This is a genomic window from Methylobacterium sp. J-070 (assembly GCF_022829385.1).
Classification (GTDB): Bacteria; Pseudomonadota; Alphaproteobacteria; order Rhizobiales; family Beijerinckiaceae; genus Methylobacterium.
In genome coordinates this window covers 93,018-111,159 of the sequence record NZ_JAKSXX010000235.1, presented here as the reverse complement: position 1 = coordinate 111,159, position 18,142 = coordinate 93,018, and the positions used below count along the sequence as shown (strand labels likewise).

The 18,142-nt window shown below is 71.0% G+C and carries 15 protein-coding genes; 9 read left to right on the top strand and 6 right to left on the bottom strand.

Translation table 11 applies throughout. The annotated features are described in order from the left end of the window. Nucleotides 1-21: 21 nt before the first annotated feature. Both MKL01_RS25390 and MKL01_RS25385 read right to left on the bottom strand, forming a co-directional pair. On the bottom strand, nt 22-1,080 hold the full coding sequence (locus MKL01_RS25390; RefSeq protein ID WP_243907940.1) for an ABC transporter ATP-binding protein: 1,059 nt from the start codon (nt 1,078-1,080) through the stop codon (nt 22-24). Between the two features lie 4 nt (nt 1,081-1,084). After that, complete coding sequence (locus tag MKL01_RS25385) at nt 1,085-1,771, bottom strand: Crp/Fnr family transcriptional regulator (protein WP_243907939.1); 687 nt, start codon at nt 1,769-1,771, stop codon at nt 1,085-1,087. A 245-nt stretch (nt 1,772-2,016) separates the two neighbouring features. Between MKL01_RS25385 and MKL01_RS25380 the strand changes: the two genes are divergently transcribed. Continuing rightward, nucleotides 2,017-2,928, top strand: a complete 912-nt coding sequence (locus tag MKL01_RS25380; protein ID WP_243907938.1) for a UDP-3-O-acyl-N-acetylglucosamine deacetylase — start codon at nt 2,017-2,019, stop codon at nt 2,926-2,928. Between the two features lie 25 nt (nt 2,929-2,953). On the opposite strand, the gene MKL01_RS25375 is transcribed toward MKL01_RS25380, so the two are convergent. Continuing rightward, nucleotides 2,954-4,018 carry an HD-GYP domain-containing protein gene (locus MKL01_RS25375; protein WP_243907937.1) on the bottom strand — a complete coding sequence of 355 codons (1,065 nt, stop codon included), beginning with the start codon at nt 4,016-4,018 and terminating at the stop codon, nt 2,954-2,956. Between the two features lie 316 nt (nt 4,019-4,334). Here MKL01_RS25375 and MKL01_RS25370 point away from each other — a divergent pair, with 316 nt between their 5' ends. After that, nucleotides 4,335-6,200: an ABC-F family ATP-binding cassette domain-containing protein gene (locus tag MKL01_RS25370; protein ID WP_243908209.1), complete on the top strand. Its 1,866-nt coding sequence runs from the start codon at nt 4,335-4,337 to the stop codon at nt 6,198-6,200. 255 nt (nt 6,201-6,455) lie between these two features. Here MKL01_RS25370 and MKL01_RS25365 read toward each other — a convergent pair whose 3' ends face one another. After that, nucleotides 6,456-7,757, bottom strand: a complete 1,302-nt coding sequence (locus MKL01_RS25365; protein ID WP_243907936.1) for an aspartate aminotransferase family protein — start codon at nt 7,755-7,757, stop codon at nt 6,456-6,458. Between the two features lie 95 nt (nt 7,758-7,852). On the opposite strand from MKL01_RS25365, the gene MKL01_RS25360 reads away from it, so the two are divergent. Then, nucleotides 7,853-8,719 carry a LysR substrate-binding domain-containing protein gene (locus MKL01_RS25360; protein WP_243907935.1) on the top strand — a complete coding sequence of 289 codons (867 nt, stop codon included), beginning with the start codon at nt 7,853-7,855 and terminating at the stop codon, nt 8,717-8,719. 111 nt (nt 8,720-8,830) lie between these two features. Here MKL01_RS25360 and MKL01_RS25355 read toward each other — a convergent pair whose 3' ends face one another. Continuing rightward, nucleotides 8,831-9,520 carry a hypothetical protein gene (locus MKL01_RS25355; RefSeq protein ID WP_243907934.1) on the bottom strand — a complete coding sequence of 230 codons (690 nt, stop codon included), beginning with the start codon at nt 9,518-9,520 and terminating at the stop codon, nt 8,831-8,833. Between the two features lie 586 nt (nt 9,521-10,106). Next, a complete protein-coding gene (locus MKL01_RS25350) occupies nt 10,107-11,438 on the bottom strand; it encodes an MFS transporter (protein ID WP_243907933.1) in 1,332 nt (443 codons plus the stop codon). Between the two features lie 179 nt (nt 11,439-11,617). Here MKL01_RS25350 and MKL01_RS25345 point away from each other — a divergent pair, with 179 nt between their 5' ends. The 6 genes from MKL01_RS25345 to MKL01_RS25320 all read left to right on the top strand — a co-directional run bounded on the left by MKL01_RS25345 (nt 11,618) and on the right by MKL01_RS25320 (nt 18,140). Continuing rightward, nucleotides 11,618-12,682: a WcbI family polysaccharide biosynthesis putative acetyltransferase gene (locus MKL01_RS25345; protein WP_243907932.1), complete on the top strand. Its 1,065-nt coding sequence runs from the start codon at nt 11,618-11,620 to the stop codon at nt 12,680-12,682. Between the two features lie 96 nt (nt 12,683-12,778). Continuing rightward, nucleotides 12,779-13,807, top strand: a complete 1,029-nt coding sequence (locus MKL01_RS25340; RefSeq protein ID WP_243907931.1) for an alpha/beta fold hydrolase — start codon at nt 12,779-12,781, stop codon at nt 13,805-13,807. A 286-nt stretch (nt 13,808-14,093) separates the two neighbouring features. After that, nucleotides 14,094-14,531, top strand: coding sequence for a GlcG/HbpS family heme-binding protein (locus MKL01_RS25335; protein WP_243907930.1), 438 nt, complete (start codon nt 14,094-14,096; stop codon nt 14,529-14,531). Nucleotides 14,532-14,533: 2 nt separating this feature from the next. Then, on the top strand, nt 14,534-16,120 hold the full coding sequence (locus tag MKL01_RS25330) for a peptide ABC transporter substrate-binding protein (protein WP_243907929.1): 1,587 nt from the start codon (nt 14,534-14,536) through the stop codon (nt 16,118-16,120). Beyond that, on the top strand, nt 16,117-17,040 hold the full coding sequence (locus MKL01_RS25325) for an ABC transporter permease (RefSeq protein ID WP_243907928.1): 924 nt from the start codon (nt 16,117-16,119) through the stop codon (nt 17,038-17,040). The genes MKL01_RS25330 and MKL01_RS25325 overlap by 4 nt, the downstream gene beginning before the upstream one ends. Next, nucleotides 17,037-18,140, top strand: coding sequence for an ABC transporter permease (locus MKL01_RS25320; RefSeq protein ID WP_243907927.1), 1,104 nt, complete (start codon nt 17,037-17,039; stop codon nt 18,138-18,140). Before MKL01_RS25325 ends, MKL01_RS25320 begins: the two co-directional genes overlap by 4 nt. Nucleotides 18,141-18,142: the final 2 nt, after the last annotated feature.

Here is an 18,142-nt window from a genome sequence, read left to right as displayed (position 1 = left end):
CGCGCGCGTCGTCGGCGCAGCTCATGCCGGCAGGATCACGGCGGCATCGGGCGCGAAACCGACACGCGTTTCCGAGCCCGGGGATACACCCGAGTCCCCGGGCCGGCCGCTGGCCCTCAGGATCGCGCCGTCGGGCAGGCGCAGCGTCCGCCGCACGCGGTCGCCCAGGAACGTGGCGTCGGCCACCACGACCGGAAGACCGTCGTCGACGAAGGCCAGATCCTCGGGACGCACCGCCACCGCCACCGCGGCGCCCTCGGCCAGGGCGCCCTCCGCGACGCCGCGAACCTCCCCGTGGGCCGTCCGGACGGTGCGGATCCCGCCCGGTCCCTCGGGCCCGACGCGGCCGGGGATGAGGTTCACGTCGCCGAGCAGCCCGGCCACGAAGCGGTTCGCCGGGCGCCGGTAGAGCGCGTCCGGCTTCCCGACCTGGACGAGGCGACCACCCTCCATGACCCCGATCCGGTCGGCGAGCATCATCGCCTCTTCGGGATCGTGGGTGACGACCACGAAGGCGGTGCCCAGCCGCCGCTGCAGCGCGCGCAGCTCGCCCTGCGTCTCCTCCCGCAGGCCGCGGTCCAGGGCGCCGAGGGGTTCGTCGAGCAGGAGCAGCCCGGGCTCGCGGGCGAGCGCCCGGGCCAGCGCGACCCGCTGGCGCTGCCCGCCGGAGAGCGTCTCCGGCCGGCGCGCGCCGAAACCGTCGAGGCGAACCAGCCGCAGAAGCTCGGCCACCCTGGCGGCGGTCGCGGCCCGGCTCAAACCCTTGAGTCCGTAGCCGACATTGCCCGCCACGCTCATGTGCGGGAACAGGGCGTAGGACTGAAACATCATGTTGACCGGCCGCCGATGCGGCGGCATCGCCGTGAGGTCCGTTTCGCCGAGCCGGACATGGCCCGCGCTCGGGGCCTCGAAGCCCGCGATCAGGCGCAACAGGGTGCTCTTGCCGCAGCCGGAGGGCCCGAGCAGGCAGAAGAACTCCCCGGGTTCCAGATCCAGCGTCACCGCATCCACGGCCCGGTGCGTGCCGAAGTCCTTGGTCAGATCCTGCAGTCTCAGGCGCGGCGCCGACGCGTCGGACAAGGGATCAGGAATCCTCGCGCAGGGCCTCGGCCACGCGCGCTTCGAGCAGGTCGGGCCGGCGCAGCACCAGAGCGCCGCGGGTGCGATCGACCAGCCCCTCGGCGGCCATCGTGGTGAACTCCCGCGTGACCTGCTCGCGGCGGCAGCCGATCCGGGCGGCGAGGACGTGATGGTAGGGCGGCGGCGAAACCACCCGCTCGCCGGAAGCGCCGGACCGGGGCACCGACAGGCGCAGCAGCTCGGCGTAGAGGCGGTGCTTGAGGTCGAGCAGCGCGTGCTCCATCAGCCGCGTGTTCAGCTCGCGGACGCGCTTGGCCAGGAGCCGGAACAGCCGGTCGGCGATCGCCTCCGAGGCGAACACGATCTGTCGGAACACCGCGGCCGGCACCACGCAGACCTCCCCGCGGGTCAGCGCCGTGACGTTGGCCGAGCGGCCGATCCCGTCGATGGCGGCGAGCTCACCGAAGAACGCGCCCCCGCGCATCTCGCCGAGGATCACCTCCTTGCCCGACTGCGTGCGGTTCAGGATCCGAACCTCGCCGGAGGCGATGAAGTAGACGTCCGTGGAGATGTCATCGAAGTCGACGAGGACCTCGTTCTCGTCGAAGCGGCGCCAGTGGCAGCGGGACTCGTAGGGGCTGAGCTCGATGCCCGGGTCCTTGAAGAAGGGTATCGTCCCCAGCCGCGCCATCAATCGTGTTCCCTCAAGACCGGCCTCCGTCCCTGCCCTGACGGGTGCCGGCCAGCAGATCGGGAGACGGGAGCAGCCCGCACGGTGAAGCCGGGCCTCGCCGCAGCAAGGCTCGATCGGTCGGGCATGCGTAATCGTGACCGTCGCGGGCGGGGCGGTCAAGCCGCGCCTAGCTGAACAGGAGTTTATTAGCGTGGATCCGGAATCAGGGCTAACTACCTGAGCCGCGTGGGGGCGCGGCTACGATGCCTCACGAGATCACATCCGCCTATCCCGGTACCCGCGCCGCCGTGCCGTTCCCGCGCCTGCAGGCCACGCTCACAGTTCCGTTCGAACGATCCGGACTCAGCCTGCATTCCGGGCGCCACGCCGTCGTGCGCGTCAGCCCGGCGCCCGAGGGACACGGCATCGTCTTCCGGCGGCGCCTGAGGGACGGCCGCGTCGTCGACGTTCCGGCGCTCTGGCAGTACCGCGAGTCGCAGCCGCTTTCCTCGGCGATCCGGCGGGAGGGCGTCCTCGTCCGCACCATCGAGCATCTGATGGCGTCCCTGAGCGCCCTGCAGATCGACAACGTGCTGGCCGAGATCGACGCGGACGAACTGCCGATCTTCGACGGCAGCGCCGCGCCCTGGTGTCAGGCGATCCGGGCCGCCGGGCGGACCGAACAGCCGGCGCGCTGCCGGATGATCCGGGTCCGCCGCGCGGTGGCGGTGGAACGCGGCCAGCGCCGCGTCCGGATCGAGCCCGGCACGGGCCTCCACGTGACCGGCCATGTGGCGCTCTCGCATTTCGGCGAGATCGACTGGTCGGGCGCCATCACGCCGGAGATTTTCGAGCGCGAGATCGCTCCGGCCCGGAGCTTCGGCCGGTACGTCCGCGCCATGGCCGGACGCGCCTACGGATACCTGACGCGGAGGGATTTTCTGCAGGGGGTCTCGCCCCGCTCGGCGGCGCTACTGGTGCGCGGTCGGGTGCTCGGCGGGATGCGCGTTCCGGGGGAGCCGGTGCGCCACCGCATCCTCGACCTCGTCGGCGACTTCGCCCTGGCCGGCCACCCGATCGAGGGACGCGTCACGGCCCTGCATACCGGGCACGAGCTGAACCACGCGCTCGTGGCCGCGCTGATGCGGGACCGGTCGGCCTGGGAGCTGGCCTGACGCCGCCGGTCGTGGCTCGGAACGGTCAGGCCGAGGCGCGGCAGGCGGTCTCGCAGGCCATCGCGACGCCGCCGAAGGCACGAACGAGGTCGGTGTCGAGCTTCGCGCCCATGGTCTCCAGGATCGCGAAGGCGTCGCGAGCGGGCTTCGGAGCCTTATAGGGCCGCGCCTCGATGAGCGCCGCGAAGATGTCGCAGATCGTGATCAGCCGCACCAGATCCGGGATCTGCGGGGCGGTGAGCCTGTCCGGATAGCCGGACCCGTCGAGATACTCGTGATGCGACCGGACGACCGCGAGGGTCAGGGCGTCGTAGCCGCCTTCGAGCAGCATGCCGTGCCCGAGCGCCGGGTGCCGCGCCATGTCGACCCGCTCCTCCGGCGTCAGCGGCGCCGGCTTGTTCAGGATCGCGAGGGAGATCTTGGCCTTGCCGATGTCGTGGAGCAGCGCGCCCTTGATCAGGTCGCTGGAATCGGTCTCGTTGAGCCCCAGGCGCTGCGCGAAGGCCGCCGCCAGCCCGGCCACGCTCAGGCAGTGCCGGTGCGTCACGTCGTCGAAATTCGCCACGACCCTGAGCCAGTCGCGGATCTTTGCCTCGCGGACGGCGCGCTTGACCAGGATGGCGCCCGACTCGACGATCGCCGGCGCCGGGGCCCGGTCCGCGCGGAAGATGGCGGTGAAGGCGTCCCGCGCGCCCTTGGCCTGATCTCCGAGATCGGAGCGCGCTCTGGGCGGACTGACGCCGCCGGTCAATGCGGCGGCCGCGTTGAGCAGCATGGTGCTCGCCGCCGAGGCCGGCAGGACCCGGGTTGCGCCGAGGGCGGTGGCCTGGATCTCTCCGCGCCCGAGATTGCCGTGGACCAGCGCCAGGAACGGCGTATCGGCGGTCCGCGCTGCGGTGAGCGCGTGCCGCAGGCGCCGCACGGATTCGGAGGTGAGCGCACTCACGTCGCTGATGATCAGGGCGGCGCCCGCCGGAGGCACGCCGTCACCGTAGAGATCGTAAAGGGACACGGTCCCGTTCGGGCCGAGACTGCGCGCGAGGCGCTCGGCGCGCGCAATATCGTCGGTGAGGATCAGGGTCCGGCCCAAGATTTCGCTCCCGTCATACGCCCAACGCCAGAGCGTACGATTCTGAAGGCCGTAGCGATCGCGGCGTCCCGCGACGCGGTTGTCTGCGGCCAGCGTCCGCAATCGCACCGAAGAACAACGTTCGCGGAGCAACTGCGGAGTAGACAGCCGACGATAGGCACACGATCCATGCGATTCCGTTAAAATAGGCGCGGTCGCACGGTCGCTAGGTTGCGCTATAAAGTTTGGACTCGCCCATGTGCTTGCCGGATCCGGGATGGCGGCGGGCGCTCAGGCGACGCTTGCCTCGCAGCGTCCAGACCGCCAGAACGCCGCCATGCTGCGCGTCAACGACCTCTCCTACCGCATCGGCGACCGTCTGATCCTCGACGCCGCGAGCTTCACGATCCCGGAAGGCGCCCGCGTGGGCCTCGTCGGGCGCAATGGCGCCGGCAAGACGACGCTGTTCCGGGCGATCCTCGGCGACCTGTCGGTGGACGCCAAATCGATCTCGCTGCCGAAGGGCATGCGGATCGGCGCGGTCGCGCAGGAAGCGCCGGCGGGTCCCGAGACGCTGCACGCCGTCGTGCTGGCGGCCGACACCGAGCGCGCCCGGCTGATGGCGGAGGCCGAGCATGCCGACGGCCTGCGCCGGGCCGAGATCGAGACCCGGCTCGTGGATATCGGCGCGCATTCGGCGCCCGCCCGGGCCGCCGCGATCCTGCACGGCCTCGGCTTCGACGCCGCCGCGCAGAGCCGCCCCTGCGCGGATTTTTCCGGCGGCTGGCGGATGCGCGTGGCGCTCGCCGCGGTGCTGTTCTCGCAGCCCGACCTGCTCCTCCTCGACGAGCCGACCAACTACCTCGACATCGAGGGCACGCTCTGGCTCTACGACTACCTGGAGCGCTATCCGCGCACCGCGATCATCATCAGTCACGACCGCGACCTGCTCGACACCAGCGTCGACCACATCCTCCATCTCGATCGCGGGAAGCTCGCGATCTATCGCGGCGGCTACACGAGCTTCGCCAGGCAGCTCTCTGAGAAGCGGGTCCTCCAGGCCAAGGCGAAGGCCAAGCAGGATGTCGAGCGGGCCCATCTCCAGAGCTTCATCGACCGGTTCAAGGCGAAGGCCACCAAGGCGCGTCAGGCCCAGTCGCGGATGAAGCGGCTCGCCAAGATGGAGCCGATCGCGGCCTTGCTCGAGGATGACGTGCCGGTGATTCACCTGCCGAGCCCGGAGAAGCCGCTGTCGCCGCCGATCGTCGCCATGGAGCGGGTGAAGGCCGGCTATGGGGACCGGATCGTCCTCAACGGGCTCGATCTCAGCCTCGCCCCCGACGATCGGGTGGCGCTGCTCGGCGCCAACGGAAACGGCAAATCGACCTTCTGCAAGCTGATCGGCGGCCGGCTCGGTCCCCTCGCCGGCGAGGTCAAGCGCTCCTCCAAGATGGAGGTCGCCTACTTCGCCCAGCACCAGCTCGACGAGCTGCGCCCCTCCGAGAGCGCCTACGCGCATGTCCGCACCCTGATGCCCGACGTGCCGGAGGCGAAGGTCCGCGCCGCCACCGCCCGGCTCGGCTTCGGCGCCAACAAGGCCGACACTCCGGTGGAGAAACTCTCCGGCGGCGAGAAGGCGCGGCTGCTGATGGGGCTCGCCGCCTTCCACGGCCCGCATCTGCTGATCCTCGACGAGCCGACCAACCACCTCGACATCGAGAGCCGGCAGGCCCTGGTCGAGGCGATCAACGATTACGAGGGCGCCGTCATCCTGGTGAGCCACGACCGGTTCCTGGTCGAGGCCTGCGCCGACCGGCTGTGGCTGGTCGCCGACGGCACGGTGAAGACCTTCGACGGCGACATGGACGATTACCGCCGGTTCGTCCTGTCCGGACCGGAGCGCGAGGCCGAGCGCGACGCGGAGCCCACCGGCGGCCAGAAGGCCGAGGCGCGGCGGGCGGGGGTCGAGCGCCGGGCGGCCCTGGCGCCCCTGCGCAAGCGCCTGGAGGCGATCGAGGCGCGGATGGCGAAGCTGACCGCGGCCATCGAGAAGATCGACGCGGCCCTGGAGGACGGGTCCGCGTTCCGGGAGAACGCCGCCAAGGCCGGCGAGATCGCCAGGATGCGCGCCGACGCCGCCGGGGCCCTGGCCGCCGCCGAGGAGGAATGGCTGACCGTCAGTGGCGAGATCGAGGCGGCCTGAGGCCTTCGATCCTGTGCCCGACTGCGCCGCGTTCGGGCTCCCTGCCACCGCTCGCAAGGACGAGACGGCGGTTTCGGTGACCTGAGTCCGATCGATAAATCTAAAGGCTGTCCAGCCATCGCAGCCAAGTCGAAGCTGAGCCGGAATTGATCGGCCAGATCACCCGATCCCTCACGGCGCTCTCTGCTTGCGCGATGAGCCCGACGGGCACCGCGGGCCGGGGCAGGATGCTGGGATGCCAGGTCGAACAGGCTCCTAGACGCAACTCTCGAGAGCCTGCTCCAGGATATCGACGCCGAGGTCGATCTCCGCATCCGTGGCCGTCAGCGGCGGCGCGATGCGGAACACGCCGCCCATGCCGGGCAGCTGCACGATGTTCATGCTGAGCCCGAGGTCGAGGCATCGCCGGGTGATCGCATCACCGAGGTCCGGCGCCGGCACCTTCGTGGCCCGGTCGGCGACGATCTCGACGCCCTGCAGCAGGCCCCGCCCGCGCAGGTCGCCGATGCAGGCGAACCGCTGCTGGAGCGCCCGCAGCCGCGCGGACAGCCGGGCCCCGGCCTCCGCTGCCCGCGCGACGAGGCCGTCGCGCTGCACGATCTCCAGCACCTTCAGGCCGACCGCCGCGGGCAGCGGATCGGAGACGTGGGTCGTGTAGAACAGGAAGCCGCGGGCGTGGCACAGATCCTCGATTTCCGGCGTCGTCAGGACCGCCGCGAGCGGCAGGCCGGCCCCCAGCGTCTTCGAGAGCGTCAGGATGTCGGGCACCACGCCGTCGCGCTCGCAGGCGAACATCAGGCCGGTGCGGCCGATGCCCGTCTGGGCCTCGTCGAGGATCAGCAGCATGCCGCGCTCGGCGCATTTGCGCTTCAGGGCCCCGAGATAGCCCGGCGGAAGCTCGATGATGCCCCCCGAGCTGAGGATCGGCTCGGCCAGGAAGGCCGCGAGATTGCCGGTCGACTGCCGGTCCACCAGGGCGAAGGCGTAGTCCAGCTCGGTCTGCCAGTCCAAAGCCCCGTCCTTCGCGAAGGCCGGGCGGTAGGCGTTCGGTGCCGGGATCGCGAAGGATCCGGCCGGAGCCGGACCGTAGCCCTTGCGGCCCGCGCTGTAGGTCGCCGAGGCGGCGCCGGCCGTCATGCCGTGCCACGACTGGGCGAAGCTCACCACCTCCCAGCCGCCGGTGGCGAGCTTGGCCATCCGCAGGGCCGCCTCGTTGGCCTCCGCGCCCGTGGTGAGCAGGAGGGCCCGTTCGAGGTCGCCCGGAGCCAGCCGGGCCAGCTCCGCGGCGAGATCGACGACGGGGCGGCTCAGCATCCCGCTGAACAGGTGATCCAGGTGCCCGACGTGATGGGTCGCCACCGCGGCGATCTCGGGGTGGCCGTGACCCAGGATGGCGCTCATCTGACCGGAGGTGAAGTCGAGGATCTTCCGGCCATCGGCGTCGATGACGAAGCTGCCCTCGGCCCGTTCGATGATCACGGGCGCGAAGGTGCCGCCGTACCGCACGAGGTGGCGGCGCGCGCGGGTCCAGAACTCCGGGTCGGCGTTGCGCGTCATGGCGGATGCTGCTCCCTGGCTCGGCGGGTTCAAGCTAGGCGCGGCGGCGACCGCCGTGTAGCGGATAGTTCTGAACCGAGGGTTCAGTTTCTCTGATGGCTCAGACGCTCGACATCGCGCTGCTGCGCAGCTTCGCCCTGGTGGCGGAGACCGCCGCGCTCAGCCGGGCCGCCGAGCGCGTCGGCCGCAGCCAAGCCGCGCTCAGCATGCAGATGAAGCGCCTGGAGGCGCTGGTCGATCAGCCCCTGCTGACCCGGACCGGGCGGGGCGTTCTGCTGACCGTCCAGGGTGAGCGCCTGCTGGTCCACGCACGCCGGATCCTCGCCTCGCACGACGAGGCCCTTGCCGAACTTGCGGGCCAGAGCCTGCGCGGGACCCTGCGGTTCGGCTGCCCGGACGATTATGCGCAGGCGTTCCTGCCGGCTCTGCTCAGGACCTTCGCGCAGCTTCATCCGGCTGCGGCGATCGAGGTCGTCTGCGCCGCGACGCCCCGCCTCGAAGGGCGGATCGAACGCGGCGGCCTCGACCTCGCGCTCGTCTCCGTGCCGCTCTCCACCGCCTGCACGATCCTGCGGCGCGAGGACCTGGTCTGGGTGACCCCCGAAGGCGCGGCGCGCGATGGATCCGCTCCCTGGCCGGACCCGCTGCCCCTGGCGCTCGGCGATCCCGACACCCTCGACCATCAGGCCGCCCTCGCCGCGCTGAACCGGGCCGGGCGCCCGTACCGGATCGCCTACGCGAGCGGCAGCCTGTCCGGGCTTCTGGCGGTCGCGCGGTCGGGCCGCGCCGTCGCGGTGCTGACCCGCTCGGCGGTCCCGCCGGACCTGCGGATCCAGCCCCGTGCCAGCGGATTACCGCCGCTCCCGCGGATCGGCCTCGCCGTTCGACTGGATGAACGGCACGCCTCGCCGCTCACCCGGGCGTTCGCTGCGCATCTGCGCGCCATCCTCCCGAAGCTCTGACGGCGAATCTGGCTCGGCGGTGCCGTCTGCACCACCCCCACCTCCTCCTCCACCCCACGAGGGGGAGGAGAGCGTGTCGCGCCTCGTGATCCGCATCAGATCAAATATATTCTACGCCTCGTCGGATTCCGTGCCGAAGGTTTTCGGCCAGAAAAAAAAGATCTCGTCGTTGTCGATGTTGATCCAGTTGATTTTGGTATCCGGATGATCGTCGCTGAAGAGTCTGAACTTCTCCCCGTTGCAGAGCAGGTAGATGTCCTTCGCCGTTCCGCTGTAGCCGGCATTCTTCGCGGCCACGGCGAGGGCCGATTTGACCGCCATGTCCGACACCAGCAGGCCGCGGTATTGCCGGCGCGCGACATCGGGGAAGGCGGCGCTCCAGGCGGCCATGACCCGCGGGCTGTCGTATTGGACGGTCAGATCCGCGCCGACCTTCCGGGGCGTCACCGGCTCGAGCCGGACGTCCTCGTTCCAGTTCCGGTTGGCGGCACCCACCGATTTCGTGGGTTCCACCGAGACGACCGGCGCGGTCACCGCGGCGGTCGCCATCACCGCGCGGGTGCCCTCAGGGCCGTGGCCGTACCGACTGTCGAACTCGGCGATCTGCACGGCCTGAGACCGCGTCTGCGCCAGGGACAACACCGCGTTGGCCGCCTCCGGGGTCAGCGTGTAGACCGATCGCGGATCGAGGGCCGGGGCCGGAGGGGCGACTCCCACGATCGCCTTGAGCGAGACGGCCTCGGTCTGCTGTATTTTCTGCATCGCCGCGGAGACCGCGGCCATCGAGGGTACGAAATCCATCCGACTATCTCCCGCTGTTCAGGCCGAGACCGAGCCGTTTCCCCACACATCCGGCAATGCGCAGTGCATCGTTATTGTTGGGAGGTCTCGCGAAGCCTCGGACATCGGGCGACGATCCCGTCCTCGACCTCGCAGCGCCATCCGACGTTTCCAATCGGCAATTGACCGGGAGGGACCGCACCCGATCGCTGGCGGCTCAGACCGCGATGCGCCCGATCGGTCATTCGGCACGCCGGGTCGGTCTCGATCGCCAGCGAGGGGGGAGGCAGATGCCCTCGGGCGTAGGGCACTCGTCGGTCGTCATGCCCGGGAGTGCGCGATCCTAGAGCTTCATGCTCTATCGGCACGAGTGTGATCACCAGAGACTAGATCTGTCAACGGCAAACGTCTGCGCGCCGGCGCCTAGACAGGAAACGGTATCGACGCGTTGTTCAGATAGAAATGTACTTATGAAGACTTGCGTCGCCCTCGCGATCAGCAATCCTGCGGCGCGCTTCGAGCGTCGGCAGCAGGATCGAGGAAGGCCCTTGCATGACGCGTTTCCGCGATTGCAGCCGTCTGTCCCGGGAAAAACATCGATCGCGGGTTACGCCGTGGCGGATTGGACCGCCCGATCGCGACTCCGCCCGAGGCCGAGGACGAGCAGGCAGCCCACGGCGGAGAGCGCGGCCAGCGGCAGGAGGCCCAGGGGGTAGCTCCCCGTGGCGTCCTTGATCACGCCGAGCAGATAGGTGCCGACGAAGCCGCCGATGTTGCCGATGGCGTTGATCTGCGCGATGCCCGCCGCCGCCGTGCCTGCCGACAGCCACTCGGTGGACAGGGCCCAGAACGGCCCCTTGACCATATAGGTGGCGGTCACGGCGAGGCACAGGATCAGGATTGTCGGCAGAAGCTGCGCGGTGGCGAGCGCGGCGGCGAGGCTCAGCGCCAGCAGGGCCAGCGGGAGGGCGGTATGCCAGACCCGCTCGCGCCGCCGGTCGGACGACCGGCCCCACAGGATCATCAGCACGGAGGCGATCCCGAACGGGATGGAGTTGAGCAGCCCGGTCTCCAGGTTGGTGAGCCCGAAAGACTTGATGATCTGCGGTTGCCACAAGGACAGGCACTGACTGGCGCCCGAGGCCCCCGCGTAGATCAGGGACGCTGCCAGCACGTAGCGGTTGCGCATGACCTCCCAGACCGAGCGGTGTTTCGCCGGGGCCGCCGCGCCGCGGACCACCGAGGCGCGTTCCGCGGCGAGCCGCTCCTGGAGCCACGCGCATTGCTGCGGGGTCAGCCAGCGCGCCGTGCCGGGGCCGTTCGGCAGGAGCGCGAAGGCGAGAACCCCGAGGAGCACCGCCGGCGCCGCCTCCAGGATGAACAGCCATTGCCACCCGCGCAGGCCGAGCATCCCGTCGGTGTCGAGGATCGCCGCCGAGATGGGCGAACCCAGGAAACTCGAGATCGGGATCGCCACCATGAAGATGGCCACGATCCGGCCGCGGTAGGCGCGGGGGAACCAGTAGGTGAGGTACAGGATCACCCCGGGGAAGAAGCCGGCCTCGGAGGCGCCCAGCAGGAGGCGCACCGCGTAGAACGAGTACGGCCCGACCACGAACGCCATGGCGGCGGAGACCAGACCCCAGGTGATCATGATCCGGGCGATCCAGATCCGGGCGCCGAACCGCTCCATGGCGATGTTGCTCGGCACTTCGCAGAGCACGTACGACACGTAGAACAGGCCGCCGCCGAGCCCGAACTGCGCCGCGGAGAGGCCGATGTCGTGGTTCATCTGGAGCGCCGCGAACCCGGCATTCACCCGGTCGACGAAGGCCACGAAATAGGCAAACATCAGGAACGGCAGGATGCGCCACGTGACCTTTCGCAGGGTCGCACGCTCGATTTCCGGGATCGCGTCCGGCACGTGCGTCGGGGCCATGCTGTCCTCCTGACTCTGCCGACTTGGCTTGGAGCAGCGGCGGTCCGGATGCCAGACGCGATTTGCGACACCACCTCGCCTCTGTCACGGCCCTGTCGGGCGGCGCCGAGGACCGCCCTCGAGCCCGCGCGAGCGGCGGAGCGTTTGCCCCTCGCCCGCGGACATGCGATTGAAGCCGCATGTTGACCGTCGATAGCCTCTGGCGCGTGCGGCACCGGCTCGCGCAGTTCGGGAAGAAACGGACCGGATCGCCCCGCCTCCTCGTGATCGGCGTGTGTCAGGCCGGCTCCATCGCGAAGGCGATGCGCTACCTTTTGCCCGACGCGCAGGTCGATTTCGTCTCCGCGTTCACGGCGGCCCGGCGCTTCCCGCGGCTGGCCGACCTGATGGCGCACGCGGACGGCTACGACCACGTCTTCTCCAGCATCTACCTGCCCCGGTTCAAGGGTGGCGGGACCATCGACACGCTGCGCACGCATCCCAAGGTGCGGCTGATCCCGACCATCGTGTTCGGCGCCTACCACCCCGATCTGGTCCATGTCGGCGTGCAGGATTCGGTGTCGCTGAACGGTCTCATCTCCGGCCCGATGGGGCACTCGCATTCCGCCGTCACCCTGTATGCCTACCTGGCGGGATTCTCGCAGGCGCAGGCGCTGCGGCTGCTTGCCGAGCCCGTCTTCGAACGCCTCGGCTACTTCGATCTCTGGGACGAGTCGGTCTCGTACCTGCGCGGGCTGGGTGTCCAGGCGGGCTACAATCTCGACACGCACCTGACGCGCTGGGCGCGGCGCGGCTGCTTCATGCATTCGATCAACCACACGAAGCTGTTCGTCGTGGCCGACCTCGCCCGAGGATTGCTGACACAGGCGGGCGTGCCCTTCGAGGAATGCGACCTCGACGCGTTCCTGCCGGACGATCTCGGCGGCCAGGGCAGCTGGCCGGTCTACCCGGAGATCGCCCAGCACTACGGCATCGCGGGCAGCGCCCTGTTCTTCAAGGCGGAGACGCGCCGGTCCGGGCCCGCGCGCACCATGAATCGCGCCGAGTTCGTGGCGGCCTCCTACGCCAATTACGACCGGCGGGAGCGCAGCCTCCTGATCTCCCAGCGCGTCGAGGGCTGGCGCAACGACGCGCCGACGGTGGACTTCCTGCGCGAGGCCGCGGGCCGCGGCGACGCGGCGCTCCGGTCGGCGGCCCGGGTCCCCGCCCTGAAGGCCGGCAGCTTCGCGGGTCACGCCTCGTAGGGTGGCGCGAAGGCCGGGACCCGCGGGCACTTCCCGGTCTGTCCGGCGTTGTCGCGCGCTGCCCGCGCCGTGCGGGATCGACGTCGAGGTCGTGCGATGACATCCCCGTTCCGGCACCGCCCCGGCCGCCCGGCGGTCGCAGCGGCGCTCGCGTTTGCCGCTTCGGCGGTCGGCCTCGTCGGGTGGGGACGGCTGGCGGTGAACCGGCGCATGCCGCTCCCGCCCGCCCTCCCCGGCCGTCACGAACGGCTCGGAACCCGGCGCGCCGGGGATGTCTCGCTCTACAGCGCGATGGAAGCGGAGGGCGTGCCGCTCCTGCTGATCCATTCGGTCAACGCGGCGGCGAACGCCTACGAGGTTCGCCCGCTCTATCTGCACTACCGGGGCCGCCGGCCGGTCTACGCCCTGGACCTCCCGGGCTTCGGTTTCTCAGAGCGGTCCCGGCGCCTGTACACGCCGCGCCTGATGGTGGAGGCGATCCACGCCGCGGTGAGCGAGATCCGGAACCGCCACCACGGACTGCCCATCGACGCCTTGGCGCTGTCGCTGTCCGCATCCTTCCTGGCCCGCGCCAGCCTGGAGCGGCCGGACGGCTACCGCAGCCTCGCCCTGATCAGCCCGACGGGTTTCGACGCGCAGCTCTCCGGCGAAGGGCCGCCGGACGGTCATCGCGGGCGCGACTGGCTGCGAGACCTGCTCGACCGGCCGCCCTTCGGCCGCCCGCTGTTCGACGCCCTGGTGACGCGGCCGAGCATGCGGTTCTTCCTGCGCAAGACCTTCGGCTCGCCGCAGATCGACGAGGCGCTGCTCGCCTACGACCACGCCTCTGCGCACCAGCCCGGTGCCGAGCACGCGCCCTTCTGCTTCATCTCGGGACACCTCTTCCCGACGGACACGACGCGTCTCTACGAGCGGCTGCGCCTTCCGGTCTGGATGGTCCACGGCACCCGCGGCGACTTCGTCGATTACCGGCTGGTGCCCCGGGTCGCCGACCGTCCGAACTGGCGCGTGGAGACATTGCCGACGGGCGCCTTCCCGCATTTCGAGCAACCGGAGGCGGTCACCACCGGCTACGACGCGTTTTTGGCGAGCCTCGCTCGGATGCCGGCCGGTCGACCCGCATGATCGCGCAGGCTGGACCGGCGCGGCTGAAAGTGCGGCGCGAGGACCCGGCGTGATCCCGGCGCTCCGCGAAGGATCATCCCGGATCGGGTCGGCGACGGAAATCCGCCGGGCGTACGCCGGCACAGCGGGGTAGCCGGCTGATCGTCTCGCGGACGGGCGAGCATCGCGCGGGCCGGGACGATGTGCGGATCGCCTCGGTTGCCGCCACCCGGGATGGTAGACCCGCCGCGGCCCGATCCCATAAGGTCGCGGTCGCCGCCCGGAGCGGCGTCCGTGTTGGAAACCGATGATCGACCTCACCCTCGATGCCGCCCGCCTTGTGCTCGACACCGCCCTGCGCGAGGCGCGGACCCGCAACCTGAAGCCCCTCGCCGTCGTCGTGTACGATGCCCGCGGCGCCCTGAAAGCGGTCGCGGTCGAGGACGGCACCGCCCTGCGCCGGGCCGAGATCGCCTGCGGGAAGGCCAACGGGGCCCTGGCGCTGGGCCTCGGCTCCCGGGCGATCCACGCCCGCGCGGAGGCGCAGCCCTATTTCGTGGCGGCCGTGACCCACCTCGCGGGCCCCGCCGCCCTCGTGCCGGTGCCCGGCGGCGTCCTGATCCGATCGGCCGAGGGGCGCCTCCTCGGCGCGGTCGGCATCTCGGGTGACACCTCCGACAACGACGAGGTCTGCGCGGTGGCCGGGATCGAGGCGGCTGGCCTCGTGCCGGAGACCGGCGCCTGACCGTGCGCCTGCGCCGGCGCGACTGGCTCGCCGGCGCTGCCGCGCTCTCGGTGGTGCGGCCGGCCCGCGCGGCAGAACCGATCTACCGCCGCGGCAACGACGCCGATCCCGAAACGCTCGATCCCCACCGCTCCTCGACGGTGGCGGAGGCCCATATCCTCCGCGACCTCTGCGACGGGCTCCTCACCTACGACAACCGGGGCGCCATCATTCCCGGCGCCGCGCGGGCCTGGACGGTTTCGGACGACGGCACCACCCTGCATTTCGACCTGCGGCCCGACGGCCGCTGGTCGAACGGCGAGCCGGTCACGGCGGCGGATTTCGTCTACTCGTTCCGCCGGATGCTCGATCCGGCCACCGCGGCGAAATACGCCGAGATCCTGTTCCCGATCCGCAACGCCGCCGCGGTCAACCGCGGCGAGCAATCCGCCGGCAGCCTCGGGGTCGTCGCGGAAGGGCCGCTGCGGCTGGCGATCACCCTCGAACAGCCCACGCCCTACATTTTGGAGCTGCTCACCCATCAGACCGCCCTGCCCGTCCACCGGGCCTCGGCGGAGCGCGCCGGTGACAGCTTCACCCGCCCGGGCACCCTCGTGACCAACGGCGCCTACCGGCTCGTCGACCAAGTGCCGGGCGGCGCGATCATGCTGGAGGCCAACCCCCATCATCCCGACGCGGCCAGCCTCGCGATCCGGCGGGTCGACTTCCTGCCGACCCCCGACATGGCGTCGGCGGTGCGCCGCTACGCCGCCGGGGAGATCGACTCGCTGGCGGACCTGCCCGTCGACCAGATCGCCGACCTGCGCCGGCGCTTCGGCCCGCAGGTGGTGCTGGGCCCCGCGCTCGGACTGGCGGCGCTGGTGATCAACACCCGCAAGGCGCCGTTCTCGGACAGGCGGGTCCGCCAGGCGCTGTCCATGGTCATCGACCGGGAATACCTCGCCGACGGGCTCAACGGCGGCACCATGAGCCCGGCCTATTCCCTGTGCCCGCCCGGCCTCGACAATTACCGGACGCCGCCCGAGACCGAGGGCCGGCGCGGCCTGCCGATCGACCACGAGGCGGAGGCGCGCCGCTTGCTCGCGGAGGCCGGCTTCGGGCCGGATCACCCGCTCACGGTGGAGTACCGGTTCAACGTCAGCGACAACAACCGTACCGTCGCGGTGGCGATCGGCGAGATGTGGCGCGACCTCGGGATCGTGACCCGCTACGTCTACACCGACGCCAAGACGCACTTCGCCTACCTGCGGGACGGCGGCGATTTCGACGTCGCCCGCTACAGTTGGATCGCCGACTATTCCGACCCGCAGAACTTCCTGTTCCTGCTCCAGAGCGGGAACGTCGGCATGAATGCCGGGCACTGGTCGGATGCCGCCTACGACGGCCTGATGGCGCGGGCCGCGGCCGAGCGCGACCTCGCCCGGCGCGCCGACCTGCTCTTCGACGCCGAGGCGATCGCGCTGCGCGAGCTGCCGTGGATCCCGCTGATGCACTACCGGTCCAAGGCCCTGATCGCACCGCGGCTGCACGGCTACCACCCGAACCTGCGCAACGCCGCGCCGACGCGGTTCATGAGGCTCGACGCGTGATCCGCTTCATCCTGCGCCGCCTCGCGCAGGCGGTCCCGACGCTGCTGGCGGTGGTGACCGTGAGCTTCTTCCTGATGCGGCTCGCCCCCGGCGGCCCCTTCGACCTGGAACGGCCGCTGGCCCCCGCCGCCATGGACAACCTGCGCCGGGTCTACGGCCTCGACCGACCGCTGATCGCGCAGTTCGGATACTACCTCGCCGCGCTGGCGCGGGGCGACCTCGGACCGTCCTTCTCGTTCCGCGACCGGAGCGTCCTCGACCTGATCGCCCGGGGCCTGCCGGTCTCGGCGACCCTGGGCGCCCTCGCCCTCGCGCTGGCGACCGGTCTGGGTGTCGGCCTGGGGATCGCGGCGGCGCTTCGGCGGGGCGGGATCGTCGACCGGCTGCTCGGGCTTGCCGCCGCCCTGACATTGTCGCTGCCGAGCTTCGTCGTCGCCCCCCTGCTCCAGATCGTCTTCGGGCTGACGCTGCGCTGGCTGCCGCTCGGCGGGTGGGAAGACGGAGCGCCGAGCCACCTCGTCCTTCCGGTGATCACCCTGGCGCTGCCGCAGATCGGCGCCCTGGCCCGCCTGACCCGGGCCTCGCTCGGTGAGGGTTTGCGCACACAGCCGGTGCGGACCATGCGCAGCCTCGGCCTGCCGCCGATCCGGGTCACCCGGCACGCGCTCCGGGGCGCGCTGCTGCCCGTCGTGGCCTATCTCGGCCCGCTGGCCGCGTCCCTGCTCACCGGCTCCGTCGTGGTGGAGACGATCTTCGGCCTGCCGGGGATCGGCCGCTACTTCGTGGAAGGGGCACTCAACCGCGACTACACGCTGGTCATGGGCACGGTCCTGCTGGTCGCCGGACTGGTGATCGCCCTCAACATCGCGGCCGATCTCGCCTGCGCGTGGCTCGATCCGCGCCTGCGGGTGGCGGCGTGAGTGCGCGCGTTCCCGCGGCGGGACCGGCCGGACGCGCCCTCGCCCGCCTCGTCCGCGAACGCACCGCCCTCGCGGCCCTCGCCGCACTGATCGGGATCGCCCTGGCGTGCCTGTTCGGTCCGGCGCTCACGGGTCACGATCCCGAGCGGGCCTACCCGGACCTGCGTCAGCTGCCGGCCGGCCTCGCGGCGCAGCCCGATGCCGGGCATCTCGGATCCGCGCTGGAGCGCCTCGCGTTCCGGATGCGCGCCCGCCTCGAGGGGGTTGTCCCCGACGGCGATACGATGCGCCTGACGCTCGGCTCGGACGCGGGTGTCGATCGGCGCAGCCTCGTCTACCTGCCGCGCTCGGCCCTGTTCGGCACCCCCGAGGTCGTGGAGGAGCGGGATGCCGGCCGCAGCCTCGTGGTGGCGGTGCCGATCCGGCACCTGTATTTCCCCCTCGGCACCGACGTGCAGGGACGCGACCTCCTCACCCGCTGCCTCGTCGCCGGCCGGGTCTCGCTGGCGATCGGGCTCGCCGCGAGCCTCGTCGCCCTGCTCATCGGTGTCGGCTACGGGGCCAGCGCGGGCTTCCTGGGCGGGGCGGTCGATGCCGTGATGATGCGCGTCGTCGACGTGCTGTACGCCCTGCCCTTCGTGTTCTTCGTGATCCTGCTGCTGGTGTTCTTCCGCCCGAGCCTGCTGCTCATGCTGGTGGCGATCGCCGCGGTGGAATGGCTCGACATGGCCCGGGTGGTCCGCGCCGTGACCCTGTCGCTGCGCGAGCGCGACTTCGTCCGCGCGGCCCGCGCCCTCGGGCTCGGGACCCCCCGCATCATCCTCCGGCACATCGTGCCCAGCACCCTCGGCCCGGTGGCGGTGACCGCCACGTTGCTGGTTCCGCAGGTGATCCTGCTGGAGAGCTTCCTGTCGTTCCTCGGGCTCGGCGTGCAGGAGCCGCAGACGAGCTGGGGCGTGCTGATCGCCGAGGGCGCCCGCTCCATCGAGGCGGCGCCGCACATGCTCGCCGCCCCCGCGGCCTTCCTGATCACCACCCTGGTCGCGCTCAACCTCCTCGGTGACGGGCTCGCCGACGCGCTCGATCCGCGTTCGGCGTAGGC

Excerpts from the sequence above, each read along its gene's own strand:
- MKL01_RS25385 (WP_243907939.1), bottom strand. The coding sequence starts at position 1,771 with ATGGCGCGGCTGGGGACGATACCCTTCTTCAAGGACCCGGGCATCGAG.
- MKL01_RS25380 (WP_243907938.1), top strand. The coding sequence starts at position 2,017 with ATGCCTCACGAGATCACATCCGCCTATCCCGGTACCCGCGCCGCCGTG.
- MKL01_RS25370 (WP_243908209.1), top strand. The coding sequence starts at position 4,335 with ATGCTGCGCGTCAACGACCTCTCCTACCGCATCGGCGACCGTCTGATC.
- MKL01_RS25365 (WP_243907936.1), bottom strand. The coding sequence starts at position 7,757 with ATGACGCGCAACGCCGACCCGGAGTTCTGGACCCGCGCGCGCCGCCAC.
- MKL01_RS25360 (WP_243907935.1), top strand. The coding sequence starts at position 7,853 with ATGGCTCAGACGCTCGACATCGCGCTGCTGCGCAGCTTCGCCCTGGTG.
- MKL01_RS25355 (WP_243907934.1), bottom strand. The coding sequence starts at position 9,520 with ATGGATTTCGTACCCTCGATGGCCGCGGTCTCCGCGGCGATGCAGAAA.
- MKL01_RS25350 (WP_243907933.1), bottom strand. The coding sequence starts at position 11,438 with ATGGCCCCGACGCACGTGCCGGACGCGATCCCGGAAATCGAGCGTGCG.
- MKL01_RS25345 (WP_243907932.1), top strand. The coding sequence starts at position 11,618 with ATGTTGACCGTCGATAGCCTCTGGCGCGTGCGGCACCGGCTCGCGCAG.
- MKL01_RS25340 (WP_243907931.1), top strand. The coding sequence starts at position 12,779 with ATGACATCCCCGTTCCGGCACCGCCCCGGCCGCCCGGCGGTCGCAGCG.
- MKL01_RS25335 (WP_243907930.1), top strand. The coding sequence starts at position 14,094 with ATGATCGACCTCACCCTCGATGCCGCCCGCCTTGTGCTCGACACCGCC.